The 20,109-nt window shown below is 39.5% G+C and carries 23 protein-coding genes; 10 read left to right on the forward strand and 13 right to left on the reverse strand.

Features of this window, described 5'->3' with window-relative positions; genetic code table 11:
* Positions 1 to 124: 124 nt before the first annotated feature.
* From gnd to NTX86_02550, 3 genes are read right to left on the reverse strand one after another with little or no spacing between them, the layout of a single operon-like run.
* Positions 125 to 1,027 carry a decarboxylating 6-phosphogluconate dehydrogenase gene (gnd, locus tag NTX86_02540; GenBank protein MCX5922180.1) on the reverse strand — a complete coding sequence of 301 codons (903 nt, stop codon included), beginning with the start codon at positions 1,025 to 1,027 and terminating at the stop codon, positions 125 to 127.
* Position 1,028: 1 nt separating this feature from the next.
* A complete protein-coding gene (zwf, locus tag NTX86_02545) occupies positions 1,029 to 2,423 on the reverse strand; it encodes a glucose-6-phosphate dehydrogenase (GenBank protein ID MCX5922181.1) in 1,395 nt (464 codons plus the stop codon).
* Complete coding sequence (locus tag NTX86_02550; protein MCX5922182.1) at positions 2,416 to 3,735, reverse strand: hypothetical protein; 1,320 nt, start codon at positions 3,733 to 3,735, stop codon at positions 2,416 to 2,418. The genes zwf and NTX86_02550 overlap by 8 nt, the downstream gene beginning before the upstream one ends.
* Positions 3,736 to 3,942: 207 nt before the next feature.
* On the opposite strand from NTX86_02550, the gene NTX86_02555 reads away from it, so the two are divergent.
* The 4 genes from NTX86_02555 to NTX86_02570 all read left to right on the forward strand — a co-directional run bounded on the left by NTX86_02555 (position 3,943) and on the right by NTX86_02570 (position 6,524).
* Positions 3,943 to 4,293, forward strand: a complete 351-nt coding sequence (locus NTX86_02555) for a hypothetical protein (GenBank protein MCX5922183.1) — start codon at positions 3,943 to 3,945, stop codon at positions 4,291 to 4,293.
* Positions 4,251 to 5,087 (forward strand): collagen-like protein, encoded by an 837-nt coding sequence (locus NTX86_02560; protein MCX5922184.1) that lies wholly within the window; start codon positions 4,251 to 4,253, stop codon positions 5,085 to 5,087. Before NTX86_02555 ends, NTX86_02560 begins: the two co-directional genes overlap by 43 nt.
* A gap of 201 nt (positions 5,088 to 5,288) precedes the next feature.
* On the forward strand, positions 5,289 to 5,696 hold the full coding sequence (locus tag NTX86_02565; GenBank protein MCX5922185.1) for a DoxX family protein: 408 nt from the start codon (positions 5,289 to 5,291) through the stop codon (positions 5,694 to 5,696).
* 159 nt (positions 5,697 to 5,855) lie between these two features.
* Positions 5,856 to 6,524, forward strand: a complete 669-nt coding sequence (locus tag NTX86_02570; GenBank protein MCX5922186.1) for a hypothetical protein — start codon at positions 5,856 to 5,858, stop codon at positions 6,522 to 6,524.
* Positions 6,525 to 6,661: 137 nt separating this feature from the next.
* Here NTX86_02570 and NTX86_02575 read toward each other — a convergent pair whose 3' ends face one another.
* A complete protein-coding gene (locus NTX86_02575) occupies positions 6,662 to 7,723 on the reverse strand; it encodes a glucokinase (GenBank protein MCX5922187.1) in 1,062 nt (353 codons plus the stop codon).
* A 140-nt stretch (positions 7,724 to 7,863) separates the two neighbouring features.
* Between NTX86_02575 and NTX86_02580 the strand changes: the two genes are divergently transcribed.
* From NTX86_02580 to NTX86_02590, 3 genes are read left to right on the forward strand one after another with little or no spacing between them, the layout of a single operon-like run.
* Positions 7,864 to 8,364, forward strand: a complete 501-nt coding sequence (locus NTX86_02580) for a thioredoxin family protein (GenBank protein ID MCX5922188.1) — start codon at positions 7,864 to 7,866, stop codon at positions 8,362 to 8,364.
* A gap of 33 nt (positions 8,365 to 8,397) precedes the next feature.
* On the forward strand, positions 8,398 to 8,823 hold the full coding sequence (locus tag NTX86_02585; GenBank protein MCX5922189.1) for a thioredoxin family protein: 426 nt from the start codon (positions 8,398 to 8,400) through the stop codon (positions 8,821 to 8,823).
* A gap of 31 nt (positions 8,824 to 8,854) precedes the next feature.
* Positions 8,855 to 9,232 (forward strand): hypothetical protein, encoded by a 378-nt coding sequence (locus NTX86_02590; protein MCX5922190.1) that lies wholly within the window; start codon positions 8,855 to 8,857, stop codon positions 9,230 to 9,232.
* A gap of 192 nt (positions 9,233 to 9,424) precedes the next feature.
* Here the strand turns inward: NTX86_02590 and NTX86_02595 are convergent, their stop codons facing one another.
* Together NTX86_02595 and NTX86_02600 are read right to left on the reverse strand one after the other, a co-directional pair.
* Positions 9,425 to 10,432 (reverse strand): ribonucleotide-diphosphate reductase subunit beta, encoded by a 1,008-nt coding sequence (locus tag NTX86_02595; protein ID MCX5922191.1) that lies wholly within the window; start codon positions 10,430 to 10,432, stop codon positions 9,425 to 9,427.
* Positions 10,433 to 10,456: 24 nt separating this feature from the next.
* On the reverse strand, positions 10,457 to 13,021 hold the full coding sequence (locus tag NTX86_02600) for a ribonucleoside-diphosphate reductase subunit alpha (GenBank protein MCX5922192.1): 2,565 nt from the start codon (positions 13,019 to 13,021) through the stop codon (positions 10,457 to 10,459).
* A gap of 479 nt (positions 13,022 to 13,500) precedes the next feature.
* Here NTX86_02600 and NTX86_02605 point away from each other — a divergent pair, with 479 nt between their 5' ends.
* On the forward strand, positions 13,501 to 14,244 hold the full coding sequence (locus NTX86_02605) for a thioredoxin domain-containing protein (GenBank protein ID MCX5922193.1): 744 nt from the start codon (positions 13,501 to 13,503) through the stop codon (positions 14,242 to 14,244).
* A 120-nt stretch (positions 14,245 to 14,364) separates the two neighbouring features.
* On the opposite strand, the gene NTX86_02610 is transcribed toward NTX86_02605, so the two are convergent.
* On the reverse strand, positions 14,365 to 14,907 hold the full coding sequence (locus tag NTX86_02610) for a hypothetical protein (protein MCX5922194.1): 543 nt from the start codon (positions 14,905 to 14,907) through the stop codon (positions 14,365 to 14,367).
* Between the two features lie 147 nt (positions 14,908 to 15,054).
* On the opposite strand from NTX86_02610, the gene NTX86_02615 reads away from it, so the two are divergent.
* A complete protein-coding gene (locus NTX86_02615) occupies positions 15,055 to 16,074 on the forward strand; it encodes an endonuclease/exonuclease/phosphatase family protein (protein MCX5922195.1) in 1,020 nt (339 codons plus the stop codon).
* A 240-nt stretch (positions 16,075 to 16,314) separates the two neighbouring features.
* On the opposite strand, the gene NTX86_02620 is transcribed toward NTX86_02615, so the two are convergent.
* The 4 genes from NTX86_02620 to NTX86_02635 all read right to left on the reverse strand — a co-directional run bounded on the left by NTX86_02620 (position 16,315) and on the right by NTX86_02635 (position 17,915).
* Positions 16,315 to 16,890, reverse strand: a complete 576-nt coding sequence (locus NTX86_02620) for a hypothetical protein (protein ID MCX5922196.1) — start codon at positions 16,888 to 16,890, stop codon at positions 16,315 to 16,317.
* Complete coding sequence (locus NTX86_02625; GenBank protein MCX5922197.1) at positions 16,847 to 16,978, reverse strand: hypothetical protein; 132 nt, start codon at positions 16,976 to 16,978, stop codon at positions 16,847 to 16,849. Before NTX86_02625 ends, NTX86_02620 begins: the two co-directional genes overlap by 44 nt.
* A gap of 136 nt (positions 16,979 to 17,114) precedes the next feature.
* The gene (locus NTX86_02630) at positions 17,115 to 17,405 is read right to left on the reverse strand and encodes a DUF1653 domain-containing protein (GenBank protein ID MCX5922198.1); all 291 of its coding nucleotides are present in this window, start codon (positions 17,403 to 17,405) and stop codon (positions 17,115 to 17,117) included.
* 12 nt (positions 17,406 to 17,417) lie between these two features.
* Positions 17,418 to 17,915, reverse strand: coding sequence for a hypothetical protein (locus NTX86_02635; GenBank protein MCX5922199.1), 498 nt, complete (start codon positions 17,913 to 17,915; stop codon positions 17,418 to 17,420).
* A 116-nt stretch (positions 17,916 to 18,031) separates the two neighbouring features.
* On the opposite strand from NTX86_02635, the gene NTX86_02640 reads away from it, so the two are divergent.
* On the forward strand, positions 18,032 to 18,349 hold the full coding sequence (locus tag NTX86_02640) for a hypothetical protein (GenBank protein MCX5922200.1): 318 nt from the start codon (positions 18,032 to 18,034) through the stop codon (positions 18,347 to 18,349).
* 87 nt (positions 18,350 to 18,436) lie between these two features.
* Here NTX86_02640 and NTX86_02645 read toward each other — a convergent pair whose 3' ends face one another.
* Complete coding sequence (locus NTX86_02645) at positions 18,437 to 18,718, reverse strand: hypothetical protein (protein ID MCX5922201.1); 282 nt, start codon at positions 18,716 to 18,718, stop codon at positions 18,437 to 18,439.
* A 53-nt stretch (positions 18,719 to 18,771) separates the two neighbouring features.
* Positions 18,772 to 20,106 (reverse strand): SPFH domain-containing protein, encoded by a 1,335-nt coding sequence (locus NTX86_02650; protein MCX5922202.1) that lies wholly within the window; start codon positions 20,104 to 20,106, stop codon positions 18,772 to 18,774.
* Positions 20,107 to 20,109: the final 3 nt, after the last annotated feature.

The raw sequence follows: 20,109 nt of genomic DNA on the forward strand, positions 1-20,109 counted from the left end.
GTGATGGTCGTTTCGCGCACATGATCTTTATCAAAATCTTTTCGTTGCTCTAATTTTACGATGCGACGGTCTTTATAGCCGGTCATTTTTTCACTGACCGGCCAACTAATATCGATTATGTTCATTACTTAACCTTCTTCACGTCGTGACCACCAAAACCTTTACGCAGCATGGCAATAACTTTGGTTGCATAATTGCCACCCGATTCACGTGACCAGCGGCGAATTTCAAGCGACTCTTCGATTAATGGCACGGGCACATTAGTTTTGTGAGCATCTTCCACAGTCCATTTGCCCGTGCCGCCTTCAGCGATTTCGCCTGACACATGTGTAAGTTCTTGATCTTCTTTAAACACATCGTGTGCAAGATCAAGCAGCCATGAACGAATAACCGAACCATGCATCCACACATTGGAAATTTTTTCTAAATCTAAATGCGCATCTTTAAAGCTGCCATCTTTAATTAAATGGAATCCTTCGGCATAGCCTTGCAACAATGCATATTCGATGCCGTTATGCACCATTTTAACATAGTGACCCGCTCCCGATGGACCAACTAATGCACAGCCGTTGGGCGCTGCAATAGCACTCAACAAAGGATTAATGGAATCATACGCAGTTTTATCGCCACCAATCATGAGGCAATACCCTTGCGTGCGACCAAGCAATCCGCCTGATGTGCCACAATCTAAATATGAAATAGCATGCGTTGCCAACATCTGTGCGCGACGCATAGAATCGAGATAATTACTATTGCCACCATCAATCAAGATGCTATTTGCTTGCATATGCGGTAACAATTCTTGAATCACTTTGTCAACAATCGGACCTTGCGGAACCATAAGCCACACAACAGGACTCAACGTTGCAACTTCAGCCAGCGAAGCAACAACCTGAACACCCAAAGCGCTCGCTGCATCTTTATTAGTTTGATCTAAATCGAAACCAATAACTTCGTGTCCTGCTTTGAGCACACGCTCTGCAACGCCTGCGCCCATTCTTCCTAAACCAATAATTCCTAATTTCATATTATCGCCACCTCATGCCATGTTTTTTTGCAAATAATTCCGCTGCTTCAGGACCAGAGCTCCCCGGTGTGTAGCTGGATAGCGGCACCTCTTTTTGTTTGGCAGTATCAATAACGCGCCATGCTGCTTCTATTTCATCACAACGTACAGAAACCGATTGTTCCCCACGCATTATTTCTTCAATCAAGGTCTCATACCCAGAAAATTTTTCTGCGCCAAAAATACAGCTGTGACAATATTGCATGCTCATCGGCATTAATTCTTGTGATGTTCCTGGTTTTTTAGCATTGAGCGTAAGAATAAACGATTCATCGGGCGCAAGTCGAATCGTCAAATAATTTGATTCGCTTGGGCAATATTTGGTTAACAAACAATCAACTTGCTTAAATTTAATGTGAATAACCGTCTCTTTTTTATCTAAAAACTTACCCGTCTTGAGATAGAACGGAACACCAGCCCACCGAGGGTTGTCGATCATCAAAAATAACGCTGCAAATGTTTCGGTGGTAGAATCTTTTGGTACCCACTCTTCTTGTGTGTACCCTTCGTATTGCCCAGCAATGGCATCAACAACACGAACCTTTTGTAATGCTTTGACGCGCTCGTTACGGATAAAGTCGCCCGTCAACTTTTCTGGTGCTTCCATTGCTATAATCGCCAACAGTTCAAGCATGTGATTTTGTACCACATCACGCAATGCGCCGTAGGCATCGTAATAGCCACCACGTTTGCCGACGCCAACTGTTTCGCTCAATATAATTTGCACACTGTCGATATAACGATTATTCCACAACGGCTCAAAAACACAGTTGGTAAACCGTATTAACGCAATATTGCTTACTAGTTCTTTGGTTAAATAATGGTCGATGCGATAGGCTTGATGCTCGTATAATGATGCAGCAATGCATTCGTTAATCTCATGTGCCGATTGCGCATCACGACCAAAAGGTTTTTCGTACACAATGCGATGCCACATCGGCTCATTCGTTGCAAGTTTTTTCACGACACCAGAAGCGGCCAATTGTAGTGTCACCTCACAAAAAAATGATGCTGAAACCGCTAAATAAACCAGACGATTGCCCGTCATGCCATGTTTTTTTTCTAAACCTTCTACCACTTTGTCAAGCAGCACAAAGTCAGCCGGAACGGTGACATTCAAGGATTGATAATAACTGTTATCAACTATTTTTTGCCAAATAACAGGGTCAATATCACCCTCGATAAATTCTTTGGCTGAGTCTAATATCTGTCCGATAGTCGTCGCTTCAAGCGCCGCTCCAACAATAATAAATTTTTCTAACTTCTTATGCGTAATCAGGCGATAGATAGCAGGCAACAACTTACGCCGCGTTAAATCTCCTGTCGCGCCTATAATAATAAAGGTACATTCACTCATGGCTTAACCTTTTACGAGTTTCTTGTTTATATAATTCGACATTTGGTTGGTCAAAAGGATTGACGTCAAGGATATATCCAAGATACATGATTTCTAACATTTTACACTGTAAAAATTGCCCTAAAAAAAACGGCGACAATGCCGTCAGTTTAAACGAAACATAGGGTAACGATCCTTTTGTATACGCAATCTGCACACCATCAATAATAGCATCCATAATAGTCGAAAGCGATCGACCTTGAATGTCTTCCACCAATTGATTGTACCCTTGCATATACGGCACCGATAATGATGCAGAACTGCACACGGTCACAAAGGTTGTAACCTTATCTTTTGGCCCACCCAAATAGAGTTGTCCTACCGAATGCAAATCGGTAGAACCAACAGACACCGTCGGCGTCATACCGACACATACACGTTCGCTGTTGCGATTGAATTCTTTGCCAATACTTTCGCCCATTAATTGACGATACCATTTGCCAACAGATTCCAATTGATTAGCAAATAAAAATGTGTCGTGAATATGCAAGCCTTTTTTGTAGTGCGTCGCCAATATCGCAGCACTCAAAGCTGCAGGATTATTGGTGATATCAGTGTCGGTAAATTCCGGCATCATCGACCGTGCTCCCTCAAGCAGCTCTTTAATATCAACACCAAGCATACCTAATGGGAAAAGCCCTACCGCAGAAAATACTGAATAACGGCCGCCGACTTTTTTAGGGATCTCAAGGCAGACAAATTTTTCCTGCTGAGCAACATGCCACAATGCAGAATCTTTGTCGGTCGTTGCTACCACGTAACGAAAATAATCTTCAGGTCTGTGATTTTTGAGAATAGGCAATAAAACCTGAAAGTTAGCTATAGTCTCGGTGGTAGCGCCTGATTTGCTCACCACATTCAAGAGCACTTGACCACCACGTTGCAATTCCTGCTCAAGCAACCCGCACAAAGCGCCAATATAATCAGCATCCACTGAATCTGCCCAATACACTTTGAGTGCGGGATGCTGCTCATTATAGAACTTCCCCTGAATCGCTTCGTGTACCGCCATGGTTCCCAAGTTGGAACCACCAATCCCAATAACCACCAACATCATTGGTTTCAACGCCTTTTTTTCTTGGATTACCGCTTGGACAGTATTAAGCAAATGCGTATCGGTTGAAAGGTTAATGGATGCATAATCAGAGTCATAACCAGTGGTCAATGCCTGCCGCGCCACTTTTATTTCCGGCTCTAATTGTTTGCCTATCGTTTTCAGCTCATCCTGCGACATTAAACAACTATCTTTGTAGTGAAATTCAATTACTTTCATGGAGGGCCTCATAGTACAAGGTTCTATCTTTTTTTACTTGCCTACTATAACAAAGAATTACATAAGGAATAAAAAAACATTTTTTGTTGATTAAAACAGTAAATAAATAGTATAGAAGAGTATGGGGTAAAATAAAAAGTCTTCATCAAAAAATAACTATGTATAAGTCGTAACCATTGTTAATCTCTTACTCAAAGGATGAGTCACATGAAACAAAGAATCTTCAAACTATTTTTTATGATTTCCCTACTGGTATCATTGCCAGCTCTTGCAATGATGTCACAAGAAGAGTCAGCACTCTATGCTCTTAATAAAGAGTTGAACAACTCGCTCGTTTACATCAACAGCCGCACACAAGCAAGTATTCTTGAATTAGAAAATCTATTACCGCATCACCAGTGGTCAACAGAATTTAAAGACTTATGCCAAGACATCAAAGACGAAGGCAACGTGGCACAAGATAAACATGTTGCATACGTAATCAATGAATGTCTTGAAGCATGCAAGAATCTTTCATGCGATCAAGAGCAGATCTTACAAACTACAAACAAAGATTAGAAGATGGCACAGCATATATCAGCAACGAAAAACATGACACTGATGATCAAGCAACAAGAAGAAAAAAAACTAAAAAAATCTGCAAGCTATGTGTTAAATGCTTAAACGTAAACGGTCGCCTTTTTGTTAACGGCCTTGAGTTTAGCAATTTAACCGCTCTTGCCGCAGCATTAAGTGACGTTGGCTTAGTCGGCTCAACCGGCGCAACAGGACCATGCTGCACTGGCGCTACAGGCCCCGTAGGACCTTCAGGCGGCGTTACTGGCGCAACTGGAGAAACGGGTGCAACCGGCCCAGCTGGCGCAACTGGAGCAGCTGGCGCTACCGGCCAAGCAGGCGCAACAGGAGCAGCCGGCACAGGATTCTTGACAACATTTGGTAATTTCTTTGCTCTTATGCCTGGAGATAACTCTGCTACTGTCGCAGCAGGCTCTGCAGTTCAATTTCCTCAAGATGGCCCAATAAGCGGCGTCACTCGCACAAGTGCTTCTCAATTTAATTTGCCAAATATTGGTACCTATGAAGTTACTTGGCAAGTAAGCGTTACTGAAGCAGGACAACTCGTTTTAGGACTTGATTCTGGTGCAGGCGTTTTAGAATTAGCACAAACTGTTGTTGGTCGCGCAACCGGCACCAGCCAAATAGTAGGCAGCACATTGATCACTACTACGGTTATAAATTCTGTACTCAGCGTTCTCAATCCAGCTGGCAGTTCAACAGCGCTTACCATTACCCCACTAGCTGGTGGAATAGATCCTGTTTCTGCAACACTGACTATTAAACAAATCGCTTAATAATTTATCTCGAACAAATCGTTATTAAATCATGGCGTCAGGAATCCCTGGCGCCATGAGCGCTTTTAAATCTTTAGCCATGATGCCTAATGCACATTCAACTTCCTTTAATAAGCCCTGATGTTAAAAACCGTTGACGCGCAAAACAAAAAATTCTACTGTGCTTAGGTTAGTAATGTTGAATGATAAAAAAGGAAAATAATGCACACATCAATCATCAATCAAGACTGGGCGATATTAATTATCCGTTTAATTTTAGGAAGCGTATTTATTCTTCATGGCGGCCAAAAAATGTTTGGCTGGCTTGGCGGATCGGGCCTGCAAGGCTGGTTAGGCTACATGGCTTCATTACAAATTCCCACGCTCATTGCGTACCTTCCTCCCTTCATTGAATTTTTTGGTGGCTTGTGCATATTACTTGGCATTGCAGCAGAAGTTGGTGCTTTTGGATTATTAGCGGTTATGCTTGTTGGCATTTACTTAGTGCATTGGGACAAAGGATATTTTTCTCAGAATGGCGGTTATGAATACGCATTAAATCTAGCCTTGCTCTGCTTGGCAATCATTCTTGCCGGCTCAGGACCATTATCCCTATGGAACTTGAGGTAAAAACCAAACAAGACCCGCTCATTGCTCATTTCAGATTGAAATAATCAAACTGTATTATTTCAAAATATTGTATTTATTTATTAGGCAAACTATAGAATTTATATTATTCTTATGGTGTCTATTAACAACAATCTTATCTTTAAAAATGGGGCCTTTTTTATGATGTCTTTTTTAAAAAAATTATTACTCACCACCACTGCATTTACGCTTATTTTCACTCAAGTCACTCGAGTTTATGCACACGATATTCCAGGAACAATTTCACAAAATATTCATAACACAATGTTGACGACCCGCGTAATACCAACCAAAGAATATGAAAGACGTTTTGGAACAAGATTAGACAGCTCGTTCCTTCGTGGCATTTACATTGTGGAACTCTCTATAAAGAATAATAGTTCCCAATCTTTGGTGTTCTCCGTCAACGACACACTTATTCACAAAGCAACACCACTTTTTACAAAAAAAGCACTCCAAAACCACTTAACATCAAGCCTAGGCATTGGTGTTATGACCATACTGTGTTTCCCTATAGGCTTTTTTATGGCATACCAAAATATAGCAATGGAAACATTAGCTCCACTCATTCACTTATTTGGTCCTGGGCAAGAAGACATTACTATTAAACCATATGACGAATTCAAAACTATGTTGTTTATTGAAGCAGAACAAGAAGAAAAAAAAGGCGCTACTGAAGAAGAAACCGAAAAAGCAGATCCACTTTATTTTGATATGACGATACAACTAAAAGATGCATCAAAATTTGATCTGCCGCTTTATAAAAGATATGCACGAACCTTTGACATACGAATTCCGAACACAAAATAATCAACCACACATGCCTTCAAGCCGCATGTATTCAGCTGCGGCCCTCTTCGCTCTAGGATAAAACTTCGAAGTATAATTAAGCTACGCCGGGCTTGCTTTTCTTGCATGTACAGTAGAACTAATACCGTAAGCATAACTTAACCACATAATCCTTCTAATCTCATATACTCCGCGGCGCCGTATAAACTCACGTTATAGTCGGTAATAACATAAATAGGGATATTTTTTAAAAGATCTTTTTGTTTACCACAATTAATAAACTCATTCAAAAAACTTTCTTGCTGAAACAATTGCAAATTTTTTGCAGCTATGCCACCAGCAATGTAAATGCCGCCACGAGATAATGAATCAAGCGCAAAGTTCTTTGCACAACGAGCATAAAAGTGAGCGTAAAAATCAAAGGTATGCCAGGCATGTTCGTCAATAGTGCGTGAGTTAAAGATTTCATCCGGATGCAAACCGCCTTTTGCCAAAAAATCATTTGGCTTTACCGCGCCATTGTATTGGCAGAAAAACTTATACATATTCTTAATACCAGTGCCCGACAGCACATCTTCCCACGAAATATTACAATCGCAGTTGTTAGTTTTTTTCAAAAAATTAACTAACGCAAACTCAATTTCTGACTGCGCAGCAAAATCGGCATGACCACCTTCAGAAGCCACCGGAACATACATCTTCCGGTCCTTCTCCCAAAACATGATGCATTTGCCAAGGCCGGTACCAGCACCCAAAATTGCTTTATTAGTTTTACCATGAGCAACCGCATGATTAACCGACACTAAATCCTTTGCATTAATACAAGACAAACCATAACCAATGACTTCAAAATCATTGGTTAAAAATACACACGAGAGCCCTGTTTGTTTTACAATCTCTTGAGTGTCGATAATAAAATCTAAATTGGTTGGTTTGCTATAATCACGATCAGCAGAAACAACACCCGCAGCAGCAAAACAGGCATGGTGAACCGTAATGCTGTACCTATCTTTTATATGCAGTAGCACTTGATTGACCAGATCACTAAAGCTTACAATTTCCTGGCTTTTGGCATGCAGGGACAAAAGAAGGCTTAAGCCATCATCAGGATGTTGGAAAATACCAAAGTTACTATTAGTACCCCCAATATCGCCTACCAAAATAGCCCGAACATTGCGCGGAACCTCTTGTACATAAATAACTTCGCGTAATGTAAGCATTCATTTTCTCCTGTTACGATACTCATACTGTATACATATCGTGTGTCCACGTCTTGATTGACAACACGCATTTTCATTATAGTCTGTAGGATATATAAAAACCTTTTTTACACGCAACAATTAATTAAGGAGAAAGAGTCATGAAGAAACTACATGCATTAGCATTAGCTACCACTATCTTACCAATCATACTGATTACACAAGCTGGATTCACCTGCTCGTCAAACAAACCAGCTGAAGAACAAACACCACAACAAAAATCAGTCGAGAGCCAATCTCCTCAAAAATCATCGTCTGAAACCACAAGCAAAACCGGTGGATCGGTATATTCATTAACGCCAGGAGATGATTTTGACCAATTAATAAAACAAGGCAACGTTGTCGTAGATTTTTATGGCACCTGGTGCCCACCTTGCCAACGACTAGCCCCTATTTTAAATCAACTTGCACAAGAATACTCGCATATAACCTTCATCAAAGTTGATACTGATAAATTTGAAGACTTAAGTAGCAAATACAACATTAGAAGCCTCCCAACACTCATATTCTTTAAAGATGGCAAAAAAATACAGCAAGGTGGCAGTCAAACAGACAAAAATGCATACAAAAAAACACTCGATGCATTCTATCCACAACAATAAAATCGACAGGCAGTACATTTTTTAAGGAAGAAAATGAAAAACATAATCATATGCATGGCTTTAGTAAGCCTTGTTAGTTCTATATCAATAAAGTCTATGGCAGAAACAGCCCCCCTAGAAACCACACGAGGAGCACAAGGAGTTCGATCTGTAACATCTAAAAGCCAGCTAGACCAATTAATCAAAGAAGGCTATATTGCCGTTGATTTTTATGCAGATTGGTGCAAACCATGCCAACGCCTTGCTCCTATTATTGCTCAACTTGCACAAGAATATTCCAATGTACAATTTGCTAAAGTAAATGTGAGTACACTCAAAGAAATCAGCGATGCTTATAATATTCAAAGCATTCCCGTAGTTATATTCTTTAAGAATGGCAAACAAGCAGCTAAACTTGGTGGCCTACGAGATAAAAACGAATACAAACGAACACTCGATGCATTATATCCAAAACAATAAGATTGATGAGTAGTACATTTTAAGGAAGAGAATGAAAAAAATAATCGCCTGCATGGCTTTAGTAAGCTTTGCGGGTAGCACTTCAACAAAATCTATGACACCAGGACTCAGTAAGACGTCAACAAAATCCATGACGCCAGAACCAGGAGGAAGTCCTACTCAGTCACCAAAAACACCACAAATGCGTAGATGTGCCGTAGCGATTATTATGCAACGACGCCCCAGCATTACACAAAACACACAACCTTCGTCACCAAAGCTCAATAACAAAAAAACTGCTGCAAAACAAATTGGCCGCTCGCAATCAACACCTTTAAAAGGTTGCTATCTCCTGGCAGGACGCAGCAGTTTTCATACACCGTATAATTCATTACAAAGTCCAGAGATTATCGAAGAACAAAAAAATTAATTAACTTTTTTGTTACGCTATATATCGAAAAAAAGCCGCATAGTTTTTTGCTATGCGGCTTTTTTTATAACCAAAATATTTATCTAAAGTAGGCGTCTACCATTCTACCCTTCGATACAGTTTGTATCACACACGTGATACAAACCACTCAGGGCGATCGGGCAGTATTTGCTCTGTTCCCTTAGTAGGCGTCTACCATTCTAATGAGCCGGCTGTTTGATATTCAATAACCCGTGTCTCAAAGAAATTCTTTTCCTTGTTCAAATCAGTTGCCTGACCCATCCAAGGTAATGGATTCTTCTTGCCATAGACTTTTGGCAAATCAATACGCTCTAAACGACGGTCAGCAATATATTCAACATAGGTGCAGAATTGGTCAGGGTTGATGCCAAGCACGCCTTGTGGACATGCATCAAAAGCATAGGTCTTTTCAAGAATCACTGATTGCTTAATAAGTTCAACAATCTCAGCTTGAAAGCTCTCAGTCCATGCTTCAGGGTTTTCAACCTTGATAGTATTAATCAAATCGCAACCAAATGCTAAATGAATGCTTTCATCGCGCATAATGTAATCAAATTGCTCGCCAATACCAACCATCTTGCCTTGACGCTTTAATGCAAGCATCATGGCAAAACCAGCATAGAAGAAAATGCCTTCCATAATTACATAAAACCCAATAAGGTCATGTAAAAACTTCTGAACATTTTCAATGGTATCAGTTTGGAAGTTCGGATCAAGAATAGATGATGTCAACTTAACAACAAAGTCATCTTTTGCTTTAATCGATGGCACTGTTTCATACATGGTGTAAATGTCATCAGGATTTAATCCTAATGTATCACAACAATAAATAAAGGTGTCAGTATGCACTGCTTCTTCATATGCCTGACGCAATAAATATTGACGGCATTCAGGATTAGTCACGTGCTTATACACCGTGAGAACCAAATTGTTTGCTGTTAATGATTCTGCGGTGGAAAAAAAACCTAGATTCCACAAAATCATACGCCGCTCTGTATCGCTCAAGAATGTTGTTGACTTCCATTGCTCAACATCTTTTTGCATCGAAATTTCTTCTGGAGTCCAGTTATTTGCTACGCCATCTACATAATGTTGGCGCGCCCACAAATAACGCATAGGCAAAATCTTGTTAGGATTAATCGTGGAATTATTTAGAATTCCTTGTACTTGTGACGACATAATCATCCTTCTCTACGTTAAATATTATTGACACACATCACATTCTGGGTCAGCTGAAATAGAACATGCCTTAGGCATTACATCTACAATAGCATCTTCAGTGATTATTTGTTTTTCTGGTGCAGCTACCGCTTGCTCGCCTTCCATCGCTTTATATTCACGCTTTTGGGTATAGCCAAACTTCTTAGCATCCAACGTAGATTTTTCAACCTGAGTTGCCGCAAGAGAGCGTAAGTAATAGAATGTCTTTAACCCGGCTTTCCAACCTGCAATGTACGTATCGCTCAATAATTTGCCCGACACGCCATTGATAAAGACGTTGTGTGATTGACTTTGATCAATCCACTTTCCACGAGCTGCAGTCAATTGAACCAACCAAATAGGATCGATTTCAAATACTTCTTTGTACTTATCTTTAATATTTTGTGGAATAGCTTCAATCTGTTGAACATTGCCATCGAAATATTTCAATTGATCGAGCATATCCTGGCTCCACAAGCCTATCTTTTTCAAATCATTGACAAGATAGCTGTTTACTACGGTAAACTCACCACTCATGTTTGCTTTTACATAGATATTTTTGTAAATCGGTTCAATACAAGGGTAACAACCTGCAATGTTAGAAATGGTTGCTGTTGGTGCCAATGCCATGGTGTTTGAGTTGCGCATGCCGTGAGCTTTGACATGTTCGCGTACCGGAGTCCAATCAAGACGTTCTGTGCGTGAAACGTTAATAGACTCACCGCGCTCTTCTTCTAGCAATGCTAAGGTATCAACAGGAAATAGATTACGATCCCACTTAGAACCTTTAAACGATTTATAAGCACCACGATCTTTTGCAAGCTCAGATGATGCAAGAATTGCATGGTAGGAAATCAATTCCATAACATTGTCAGCAAATTCTAGTGCGCGTGGATCATTGAACGGAATATCAAGATTATATAAAGCATCTTGAAAGCCCATGACGCCCAACCCTATAGGCCTGTGACGCATGTTTGCATTTTGTGCTTCGATGGTTGGATAGAAGTTAATATCAATAACGTTATCAAGCATACGTATTGCAAGCTTAACAGAATTGCCCAACATCACTTCATCAAGTTTACCATTAATAATATGGCGTCCTAAATTCACTGAGCCCAAGTTACATACCGCAGTTTCATCAGCTGAAGTATTCAAGGTAATTTCTGTACACAAGTTTGAACTGTGCACAACGCCAGCGTGATCTTGCGGTGAACGAACGTTGCATGCATCTTTGAAAGTAATCCACGGATGGCCTGTTTCAAAAAGACGACTTAACATCTTACGCCACAGCTGCTTGGCTTCTATAACTTTAAATTTGTTAATTTCGCCGCGCTGAGCCATTAATTCATAGTGCTCATAACGCTGCTCAAATTGCTTGCCATAAATATGGTGTAAATCAGGCACTTCGTCTGGCGAGAACAATGTCCATGGACCGTCTGCCAACATACGCTTCATGAAAAGATCAGGAACCCAATTTGCCGTATTGATGTCATGCGTTCTGCGACGCTCATCACCGGTATTTCTACGCAAATCAAGAAAATCTTCAACATCTAAATGCCATGTTTCAAGATATACACAGGTTGCGCCACGACGTGAGCCACTACGATTAATGGCAGCAGTAACATCGTTAGCAATTTTCAAGAAAGGAACAACGCCCTGACTTTCAGTCTTGATGCTTCCAATATTTGAACCGGTTGCGCGTAAGTTTGTCCAGTCATTTGCAACACCACCAGACCATTTTGACAATTGTGCATTGTCGCCCAAACATTTAAAAATGTGCTTGAGATCATCATTAATCGTGGTCAAGAAACATGAACTCAATTGCGGACGAGTCATACCGCTGTGCAATAATGTTGGTGTACTTGGCACATATGCAAAAGTAGACATAAGATTATAAAACTCAACCACACGCTCATTTGCTTGATCTTCCATTAATGCAAGACCCATCGCAACACGCATCCAAAATGTTTGTGGCAACTCAAGGCGACGACCATTGTGCTTGGTGAAATAACGTTCGTTAAGTGTTTTTAAACCCATGTATTCAAAGTTTGAATCGCGATCCAAACACATATGATTTGCTAAAAAGTCCAAATCATATTGTCCCATTCTTGGATCAATAATACCGTAGGTAATACCTTTTTTAATACTCTCTATGAATGATTGGCGATAGTACACTGCAGCATCAGGGTGAGTGATGGAGCTTTGGGTAACTTCGTTAAACAATTTCTTTAGTAATAATTTTGCTGCCACGTTGCTGTAAGCAGGATCTTTCTCTATAAATGAGCAGGTCGAGAGAACAAGCGCATCTTCAAGCTCATGTGAAGGGATTCCATCAAAAATATTTTTGAGTGTTTCTTCTAAAATTAAATCAACAGAAACAAACTCAGCATAATCGTTTGTTGCCCATGTAATCGCCTGACGCATGCGTACGAGGTCTAACGTCTCCACTGCTCCATCTTTTTTAGTGATAGAGAGCATTGCATTAATTACTGTCTCATTTTTTTGATCGCGTGTTGTATCGCTGTAGCCAAAAGTCTTTCCTGATACCATATTATTTTCCTGATTCATAATATCCTTACGTTCGTTGTATTTTTCTTCTCTATCTCCCTATGCTTATGAGCAGATCCGCCCAATCAATACTTTTTATATGTAAAAACTTTTCTAAGAGAAAAAAACAATCTTTCTTACTTATGATAATGTAACCGTTTAAGTACCTATAATCAAACATTTTTCTTAAATTTTTTCTCAAAAAATATTCTTAATTTTTTGTCGCCGCAAGATTCATTATTAGTCCTTTTTGTCAATAAATAAATCTCGGCAAGAACAAGAAATAGCATGAACCACACTCAATATTTGCTCACTCTGTCACATTAAAAAAATAGACATCAAGTCAATATTAAAAATGATTCAATGACCGTAAAAACCAATCAGGATATTAAGTTCATTGACAAAAGAAACATACCTTATGATACACTCCCTACGTGGTCACAATGATCACAACAGTAAAAGAAAAACCATCAACTATATTTTATCTAAGAGGAGTTTTTATGAAACGTCATACAACTATAACACAATTTTTTGCACCAGTAATGCTTCTGTCAATACTGCTCATCGCACAACCATTGCACGCAGCCGTTGTAAATGTAACAAGCCAAGCACAATTCGATACCATCATAAAAGATGCACGCCCTGCATTAATTAAATTCTCCGCTGGATGGTGTGGTGCATGCACAGGCATTAAAAAGCCATTTGAAGATCTTGCTAAAGATAAAGAATTCAGCAACGTTCAATTCGTGCAAGTCGATATTGATGCTGATGCAAATAAAACAGTCGCTCAAAAATACGGCGTTGTTGGTATTCCTACCGTAATCTATGTAGAAAATGGCGTAGTGAAAAATAAAGAGGTCGGCGTAAAAGATCCTTCAAGCTACAAGGATTCAGTACGAAAAAATCTTCGCACTCATTTTGGATCACTAAAAACAAATATAGATGTGCCTACCGATGTAGATGTGCCAGCAACAACATCTGCTCCTTCAGCCATGCCAACCTCAGCGCCAGCTTCTGCAGCATCGGCTCCGATTGTCGTACCAACAACAGCTCCTGTAGTAGTTCCTACACAAACTCCTGCTCCGGTTATTGTAACCGCTCCAGTTGTTACAGAACCTGTAGTAGTTGCGCCAGCCACTGCTGTACCTGTAGCGCAACCAATGCAGCATGAAGAAGCTGTGTGTTTGCAAAAATTCAAGGCTTCTTTGTCATGGTCTTCACCAAAATCAAAGACGTTGTTATGAGCATTGTAAACTGGATCAAAGGTTTATTCAGCAAATAAAAGTTATTTTTCCAAAACAACATCTCACAAAAAACGGCGGGTTTTTTATCCCGCCGTTTTTTGTTATTTACTTAAATCAAATCTAATACTTAATAACCCTTACCGTACGTGGCACGATAATAGATTCCCACTTATCTTTTTCTTGGAGATACCTATCATGCTGTACAACCATTTCAAAAAGAGCTTTAAGTTTTGGTATTAACGCTTCAATATCGATAAGAACCAACGCTGCGGTTGGGAAAGCATATCCCTTAATCTTTTCAAGACGTCTTTTGGTCTGCCCCATTTTATCAATACATGCGATTAACGCAGTCTTATAACTTATAAAAGGAAAACTCTCAAATTCATTTAGTCCAGAACCCAACCATCGCTCTGCTGACCAACGATGTTTTTTCCATTCACTGTTTTTTTCTATAACCACCATTTTTAATTGCTTGTCTCTTTGTGCATCATCTGGCAAATCAACTAAAGGTAAAACCTGTCCGAAATCTGCCACAGCAATCTTGTAATTATTCTGAGCCCGTGCAATAACCTTAAGTTGCTTATGCTCACTATGCCTACTTTGACGTGCGCAACCGGGCAATACAATAACTATCGACAGCGCAAACATAAAAATTTTATTCATCCGCAACTCCCTATCATTAAAAAATGGTCCAACGCTATCAATAACCATACCAGTATCCTCTAACTATATCTTAGACCACAAGAACTATGATATATACAAGAGTATATAATGCCTGAGCCCAACCAGACAATAATAAGAGGAACTATCATGAAATTTTCCACGGCAACCTTTAATCTAGAAAATCTCATTACAGCAGAAAAGCCCATTTACCATAATACAAGACCACGCTATGAGAAAAACCAATATCAACAAAAAATCAACTGGATTAAGACGCAATTGCTTAAAATGGATGCTGAAATTATAGGATTTCAAGAAGTTTTTGAAGAGCAAGCTCTACGAGATTGTCTTATTGATACCCCCTATGAACAATGGAATCTCGTGATGAATAGGCCAGAAAATGGCAAGCCTGCCAATGCATTGCTCAGCAAGTTCCCTATAATTTCGACACAAACCATAGAAGAAATTCCTTTTGAATTCAGCTTTTTTGATGATAAAAAAAAGACTGCTCAACAAGATGCCATTCACATAGCAATACCTATCAAAAAATTTTCTCGGGCGCTGCTTAAAGCAGAAATTCAAGTCACCGCCACAACTTCAATACTGCTGTATGTTATACACTTAAAATCAAAACGTCCTATTTTACCCGATGGCCTTGATCGCGATCTGGCAAGTTACACAGATCTAGCACAAGGCAATATTCGTTCTTTAATCAGACGCGGCATCGAGTGCGCAGGCATTCGCGCCCTTATATCACGCGACATAGAGACAACACCTACAAAGCCACTTATCCTCGTCGGCGATTTGAATGACACTGACACATCAGTAACTAATCAAATCATACTCGGAGAGGCTCCGTTTCACCGGCTTCCAGAAGATATAAAGAAAAAAAAATGGGAGTACGTATTACAGAACTGTAAAGATATTCAAGCACGCAAAAGCATTGAAAATTTTTATTTTACCTACATTCATAATGGACACTATGAAAGCCTTGATAACATATTTGTCAGCAATCATTTTGCAGAATTGAATCAAAACAGAATTGGGAGAGTTATCGATGTACGCCTTTATAACGATCACGTTATTGATGACACCGTTTCGTTAGATAAAAAACCTATTTTTGTAACCGATCATGGCCAAGTTGTTGCCAACTTTAAACTTTTTACCTAAATAAACAAAAATAGGTAAAAAGTAAGCTCTACTGCATAATCACTTACACAACAGCTCCATAGAACTTCTACGATTTCTTTTCGCTTTACGCGATCTTTACATCGTGTCTGTTTATAGGTGCTTTCTTTCTACCTATTATCAGATTACCACAAATAATATTCAGATTGCAATAATAATTGTATCTTTGTTGATTTAAACCTGTAAACAGGGGTAATAATCTCATTTTTTGGCTTACTATCGCTAGGCTATTTCACACATAGTATCAATAAGACCCTGTAAGTCACCAAGTATTAAAATGAGTGCTCCCGCAAAAATACGATGCCCCAAAATATAATGCATATCATGAAGATCACTGGCAATATCAGTCAAAAAATCCAAATATTTGTTCTCTGAGAAATCTGAATCAACGGTGAATTTTTTAAATAATTTTCCAAGACCTTTGAATGCTGCCCCAAAAAGTTTGAGCTGCTTAATGATATCCGGATCATTTTGTGCAAAAAAATACCCACTCATATAGGGTATCCAACAACGATCAATACCAGTAAGTTCGGCATGTATATATGCCAGCTTGCTCTTAAACGTGTTGCCAAAAACTGACTGGAAAGTAGCCACAAAAGCTGGCAGATCGTTCTCAACCACGCGCTTGATATTCGTATGTGCTAGCAACATCAAACGCTCGTATTCCGGAGCCTCTGAAGACAAAAACTTATCACAATCAGTGATCGCATTGGATGCATCAACATTGAGCAGGTCTTGTGCCCGCACTAGAATATTAACACTCAATAAAAACAGCATAGCCATCAAACAATGTTTCAACGATCTCTCCTTGCAATGTGGTATTATGATCGTGGCCAACGCCAAAAAATACCAAACGATGACCGACCACGTAACATTTGTATGCCATAGCTCATAAGCCACAAAGCAAATAAGGCCACTAACAGGCGTAATAGAAAGGCTCCTGCAATGTATAAAAATAAGGCAGCACCTAGAGTAAGATAAAAGATGCCCCATGGATTTCCGCGATGTGAATACATGTGTAGTTACTCCTGTACTTTTTCAAAACGCAACAGTTCCTTGCCATCAATAGTTACGGTTCCGATAAACATTCCGAGTGGACGAGCCCAAAGAGCATGGTCGCCAAAATCTTCTGAGTCATATAATGCTTGATACATAACAACTTTTTGTAACGTTTCAGTGTGATGACCAATACCAATAATTTTGTAATAGTTGCCTTTGTAATGCCGATAAAGCTGCCCAGTCTCAGGCATTGCACCTTGTTCTATTGCTTGCGCAATTTCAATAAGAGGAATTGATTCGTGGTTCATTGACATGTCGCATACCTTTTATAAACTATTTCCCTTTAATTTTTCTTGATCAGCTTCAATCAACCCCTGTTTATAGGCAGCCAAAGGTTCTATGAGTCCTTTTTGTTTGAAGTATCCATCAAACCATTGCCATGTCATTTTGGCATTATTGAGCTTTTTTTGTTTTGCTTCAAAAGCATCATCAAGCCTATCACACTGCTGAATAATGATAGTGCTTACATAATCAGATCCTGTCATATATTTTAATGTAGTAGCGCGGTTAATAGTAGAATGCTCTGTACTTAAGAAAATAAGTAACTCGGACGGCGAGTATACTAATCGAGGTTCTTGAATTATTTCCTGAAAAGCATTGTTAAAGTAAACATACAAAGCTAAACAGTCATCATCAATATTTTTAATATCATGCGCGCATGCTTTAGATAGTTTAATCTTCGCTGGTGATAGCTCTGACTTTTGCTGGTCCATAGCAACAACAGGCGCCATATACAAACCGATCAATAATATTTTTTTAATCATAACGATTCCCGTATAAAAATATTCCTGTGTTTTTTATACATAAGAATAGCCAAAAAGCCCTACACATGATACTTTTCTATATAAAAAAACCTGAAATAAATTCACAAGGACATTGTATGAAATTATATCTACTGCATACAACGCTTGCACTTTTAACCACAACGAACTTGTACGCAATGAACCTACAACAAAAAGAAGAGTCCAATAAAAAATCATTAATATGCCCAACGATGAATAAAGGCTTTGCCAGAGACTGGACTGTCGCAGAAATGGCTAACGCTGATACATTCTTTGAAAAAGAAGTTCTCAAACAGAAGCTTAAAGACGCCGAACAATTACCAACGTGTCCTCATCTCGGTTTACTCGTGGCGGCAATGAGAAAAATAGAAAAAGTTGAAAGAGATAGAGTTATCGAAAAAAACGAAAAGACTTAAAAACTATAAGGAAAAGCCCCGGGGATTTAAACTCCCGGGGCTTTTTTATTTCTGACACATAAATAGATGAGCTATTTTTTAGCTAACTTATTTAACGTCCGCTGGTAACTCAGAAGCTGCTTCTGGAGCAGGCATTTCTGATGCATCTTGGCAATTAAGATCAGCAGATTTTGAAAGGTCTTGACCCTCAATCTTAGCATCTACTGCATCTACGGCATCTACTACTTGAGTTTCAGTAGCTTGTTCAGAATGACAACATGATCCACAATGAGATCCTTGCGCTCTAGCGGCAGCAGCTTTTCTGAATCCATAGATCGACACTAAAAGTGCAAGTGAAGCAGCGGATATCAACATGATATTTTTTTTCATAAATAATCCCATCGTAATGTAATAATAATAATGTAAATTAAACCAGTATTAATCTATTTCTTTGCTTCATTGCCCTCAGTTTCTTTGACAATATTGCCCAAATAATCAGGCAACTTAACACCAGACATCGCAGCAACATCGTGCAGTGGTGGCAACGATTTAATCATACCACTTAAAAAGTTAGCAGTCGAACTACCATCGCCTTTGCCACTGTCCCACACGGTGATTTTATCAATCTTGATGTTTTTAATTGCTTCAGTTTGAAGCTTGACGATCTCTTCGAGCTTTTCAACCATTAAGAGTGTTGCTGCATCCTGTGCATTAGCCAAACATGCCTCAATGAGCAATTTGTAACCATCTGCTTTTGCTTTAAGTACATTCAAGGTACCTTGCGCTTCAGCATCCTTCATGGCAAGTACGGCAGCCGCTTTTGCATACGCATCGATTTTGTGTTTTTCAGCTTCCGCTTGTGCAGCAATCTCAATTTTTCTTTTTTCAATCTCTTTAGGGACAATCTCTTCAGCTTCAAGACGCTTAATTTCAGCCGCACCTTTTGCGATGTTAATTTCCGCATAAGAATTTTGTTGTGCTGTTTTACTACGTCTATCTGCTTCTGCTTCTTTTTCAATCAGCTCAGCGTTAACGTTTGCAATGCGACCTTTAGCTTCATTTTCACCTTGCACTGCCTCTGCATTGTAAGCAGCAACTTGAATACGCTTTTGTTTGTCGGCTTGCGCTCGACCAATTTCACCATGCTTATCTTGTTCTGCAACATCGATTTTAGCTTGATTAATTGCGGTAGAAACAGACTTTTTACCAATGGTCTCAATATAACCCGATTCATCGGTAATATCAGTAATGTTTACGTTCAACAGCATAAGGCCAATTTTTTTCAGTTCAGGCTCAATATGCTTTCTGATTTCTAATAAAAAGCATTCACGGTCTTGATTGATTTCTTCAATGCGTAATGATGCAACCGTTAAGCGCAATTGACCAACGATAATCTCTGTTGCCATAAGCTCAATATCTTTACGAGACAGGCCAAGCAAACGCACTGAGGCATTGTTCATTGCCTCAAGAGTTGTATCCAAGGCCACGGTAAAAGTACTTGGCACGTTGATACGAATATTTTGTTGCGATAGCGCCGATTTGAGAGGAATGTGAATGGCAATCGGTGTAAGCTCTAGATACTGATAGTCCTGAATTAATGGCCATACAAAAGTACCGCCACCATGGTAACACTTAGACGATTTATCGCCTCTCACGCGACCGTACACAACTAAAATTTTGTTTGAAGGGCAGCGACGATAGCAGCTTGCCAAAAAGACCAGCGTGAAAAATATAAACAGTGCTAAAAGAACAGCACTCAGAAGTATGAAATCGATCATGGT

This window comes from Candidatus Dependentiae bacterium, assembly GCA_026389015.1.
Taxonomy (GTDB): Bacteria; Babelota; Babeliae; order Babelales; family Vermiphilaceae; genus JAPLIR01.

What these genes read in the sequence shown, in the direction of transcription:
- gnd (MCX5922180.1), bottom strand. Translation starts at nt 1,027, where the DNA reads ATGAAATTAGGAATTATTGGTTTAGGAAGAATGGGCGCAGGCGTTGCA.
- zwf (MCX5922181.1), bottom strand. Translation starts at nt 2,423, where the DNA reads ATGAGTGAATGTACCTTTATTATTATAGGCGCGACAGGAGATTTAACG.
- NTX86_02550 (MCX5922182.1), bottom strand. Translation starts at nt 3,735, where the DNA reads ATGAAAGTAATTGAATTTCACTACAAAGATAGTTGTTTAATGTCGCAG.
- NTX86_02555 (MCX5922183.1), top strand. Translation starts at nt 3,943, where the DNA reads ATGAAACAAAGAATCTTCAAACTATTTTTTATGATTTCCCTACTGGTA.
- NTX86_02560 (MCX5922184.1), top strand. Translation starts at nt 4,251, where the DNA reads ATGCGATCAAGAGCAGATCTTACAAACTACAAACAAAGATTAGAAGAT.
- NTX86_02565 (MCX5922185.1), top strand. Translation starts at nt 5,289, where the DNA reads ATGCACACATCAATCATCAATCAAGACTGGGCGATATTAATTATCCGT.
- NTX86_02570 (MCX5922186.1), top strand. Translation starts at nt 5,856, where the DNA reads ATGATGTCTTTTTTAAAAAAATTATTACTCACCACCACTGCATTTACG.
- NTX86_02575 (MCX5922187.1), bottom strand. Translation starts at nt 7,723, where the DNA reads ATGCTTACATTACGCGAAGTTATTTATGTACAAGAGGTTCCGCGCAAT.
- NTX86_02580 (MCX5922188.1), top strand. Translation starts at nt 7,864, where the DNA reads ATGAAGAAACTACATGCATTAGCATTAGCTACCACTATCTTACCAATC.
- NTX86_02585 (MCX5922189.1), top strand. Translation starts at nt 8,398, where the DNA reads ATGAAAAACATAATCATATGCATGGCTTTAGTAAGCCTTGTTAGTTCT.
- NTX86_02590 (MCX5922190.1), top strand. Translation starts at nt 8,855, where the DNA reads ATGAAAAAAATAATCGCCTGCATGGCTTTAGTAAGCTTTGCGGGTAGC.
- NTX86_02595 (MCX5922191.1), bottom strand. Translation starts at nt 10,432, where the DNA reads ATGTCGTCACAAGTACAAGGAATTCTAAATAATTCCACGATTAATCCT.
- NTX86_02600 (MCX5922192.1), bottom strand. Translation starts at nt 13,021, where the DNA reads ATGAATCAGGAAAATAATATGGTATCAGGAAAGACTTTTGGCTACAGC.
- NTX86_02605 (MCX5922193.1), top strand. Translation starts at nt 13,501, where the DNA reads ATGAAACGTCATACAACTATAACACAATTTTTTGCACCAGTAATGCTT.
- NTX86_02610 (MCX5922194.1), bottom strand. Translation starts at nt 14,907, where the DNA reads ATGAATAAAATTTTTATGTTTGCGCTGTCGATAGTTATTGTATTGCCC.
- NTX86_02615 (MCX5922195.1), top strand. Translation starts at nt 15,055, where the DNA reads ATGAAATTTTCCACGGCAACCTTTAATCTAGAAAATCTCATTACAGCA.
- NTX86_02625 (MCX5922197.1), bottom strand. Translation starts at nt 16,978, where the DNA reads ATGGCATACAAATGTTACGTGGTCGGTCATCGTTTGGTATTTTTTGGC.
- NTX86_02630 (MCX5922198.1), bottom strand. Translation starts at nt 17,405, where the DNA reads ATGTCAATGAACCACGAATCAATTCCTCTTATTGAAATTGCGCAAGCA.
- NTX86_02635 (MCX5922199.1), bottom strand. Translation starts at nt 17,915, where the DNA reads ATGATTAAAAAAATATTATTGATCGGTTTGTATATGGCGCCTGTTGTT.
- NTX86_02640 (MCX5922200.1), top strand. Translation starts at nt 18,032, where the DNA reads ATGAAATTATATCTACTGCATACAACGCTTGCACTTTTAACCACAACG.
- NTX86_02645 (MCX5922201.1), bottom strand. Translation starts at nt 18,718, where the DNA reads ATGAAAAAAAATATCATGTTGATATCCGCTGCTTCACTTGCACTTTTA.
- NTX86_02650 (MCX5922202.1), bottom strand. Translation starts at nt 20,106, where the DNA reads ATGATCGATTTCATACTTCTGAGTGCTGTTCTTTTAGCACTGTTTATA.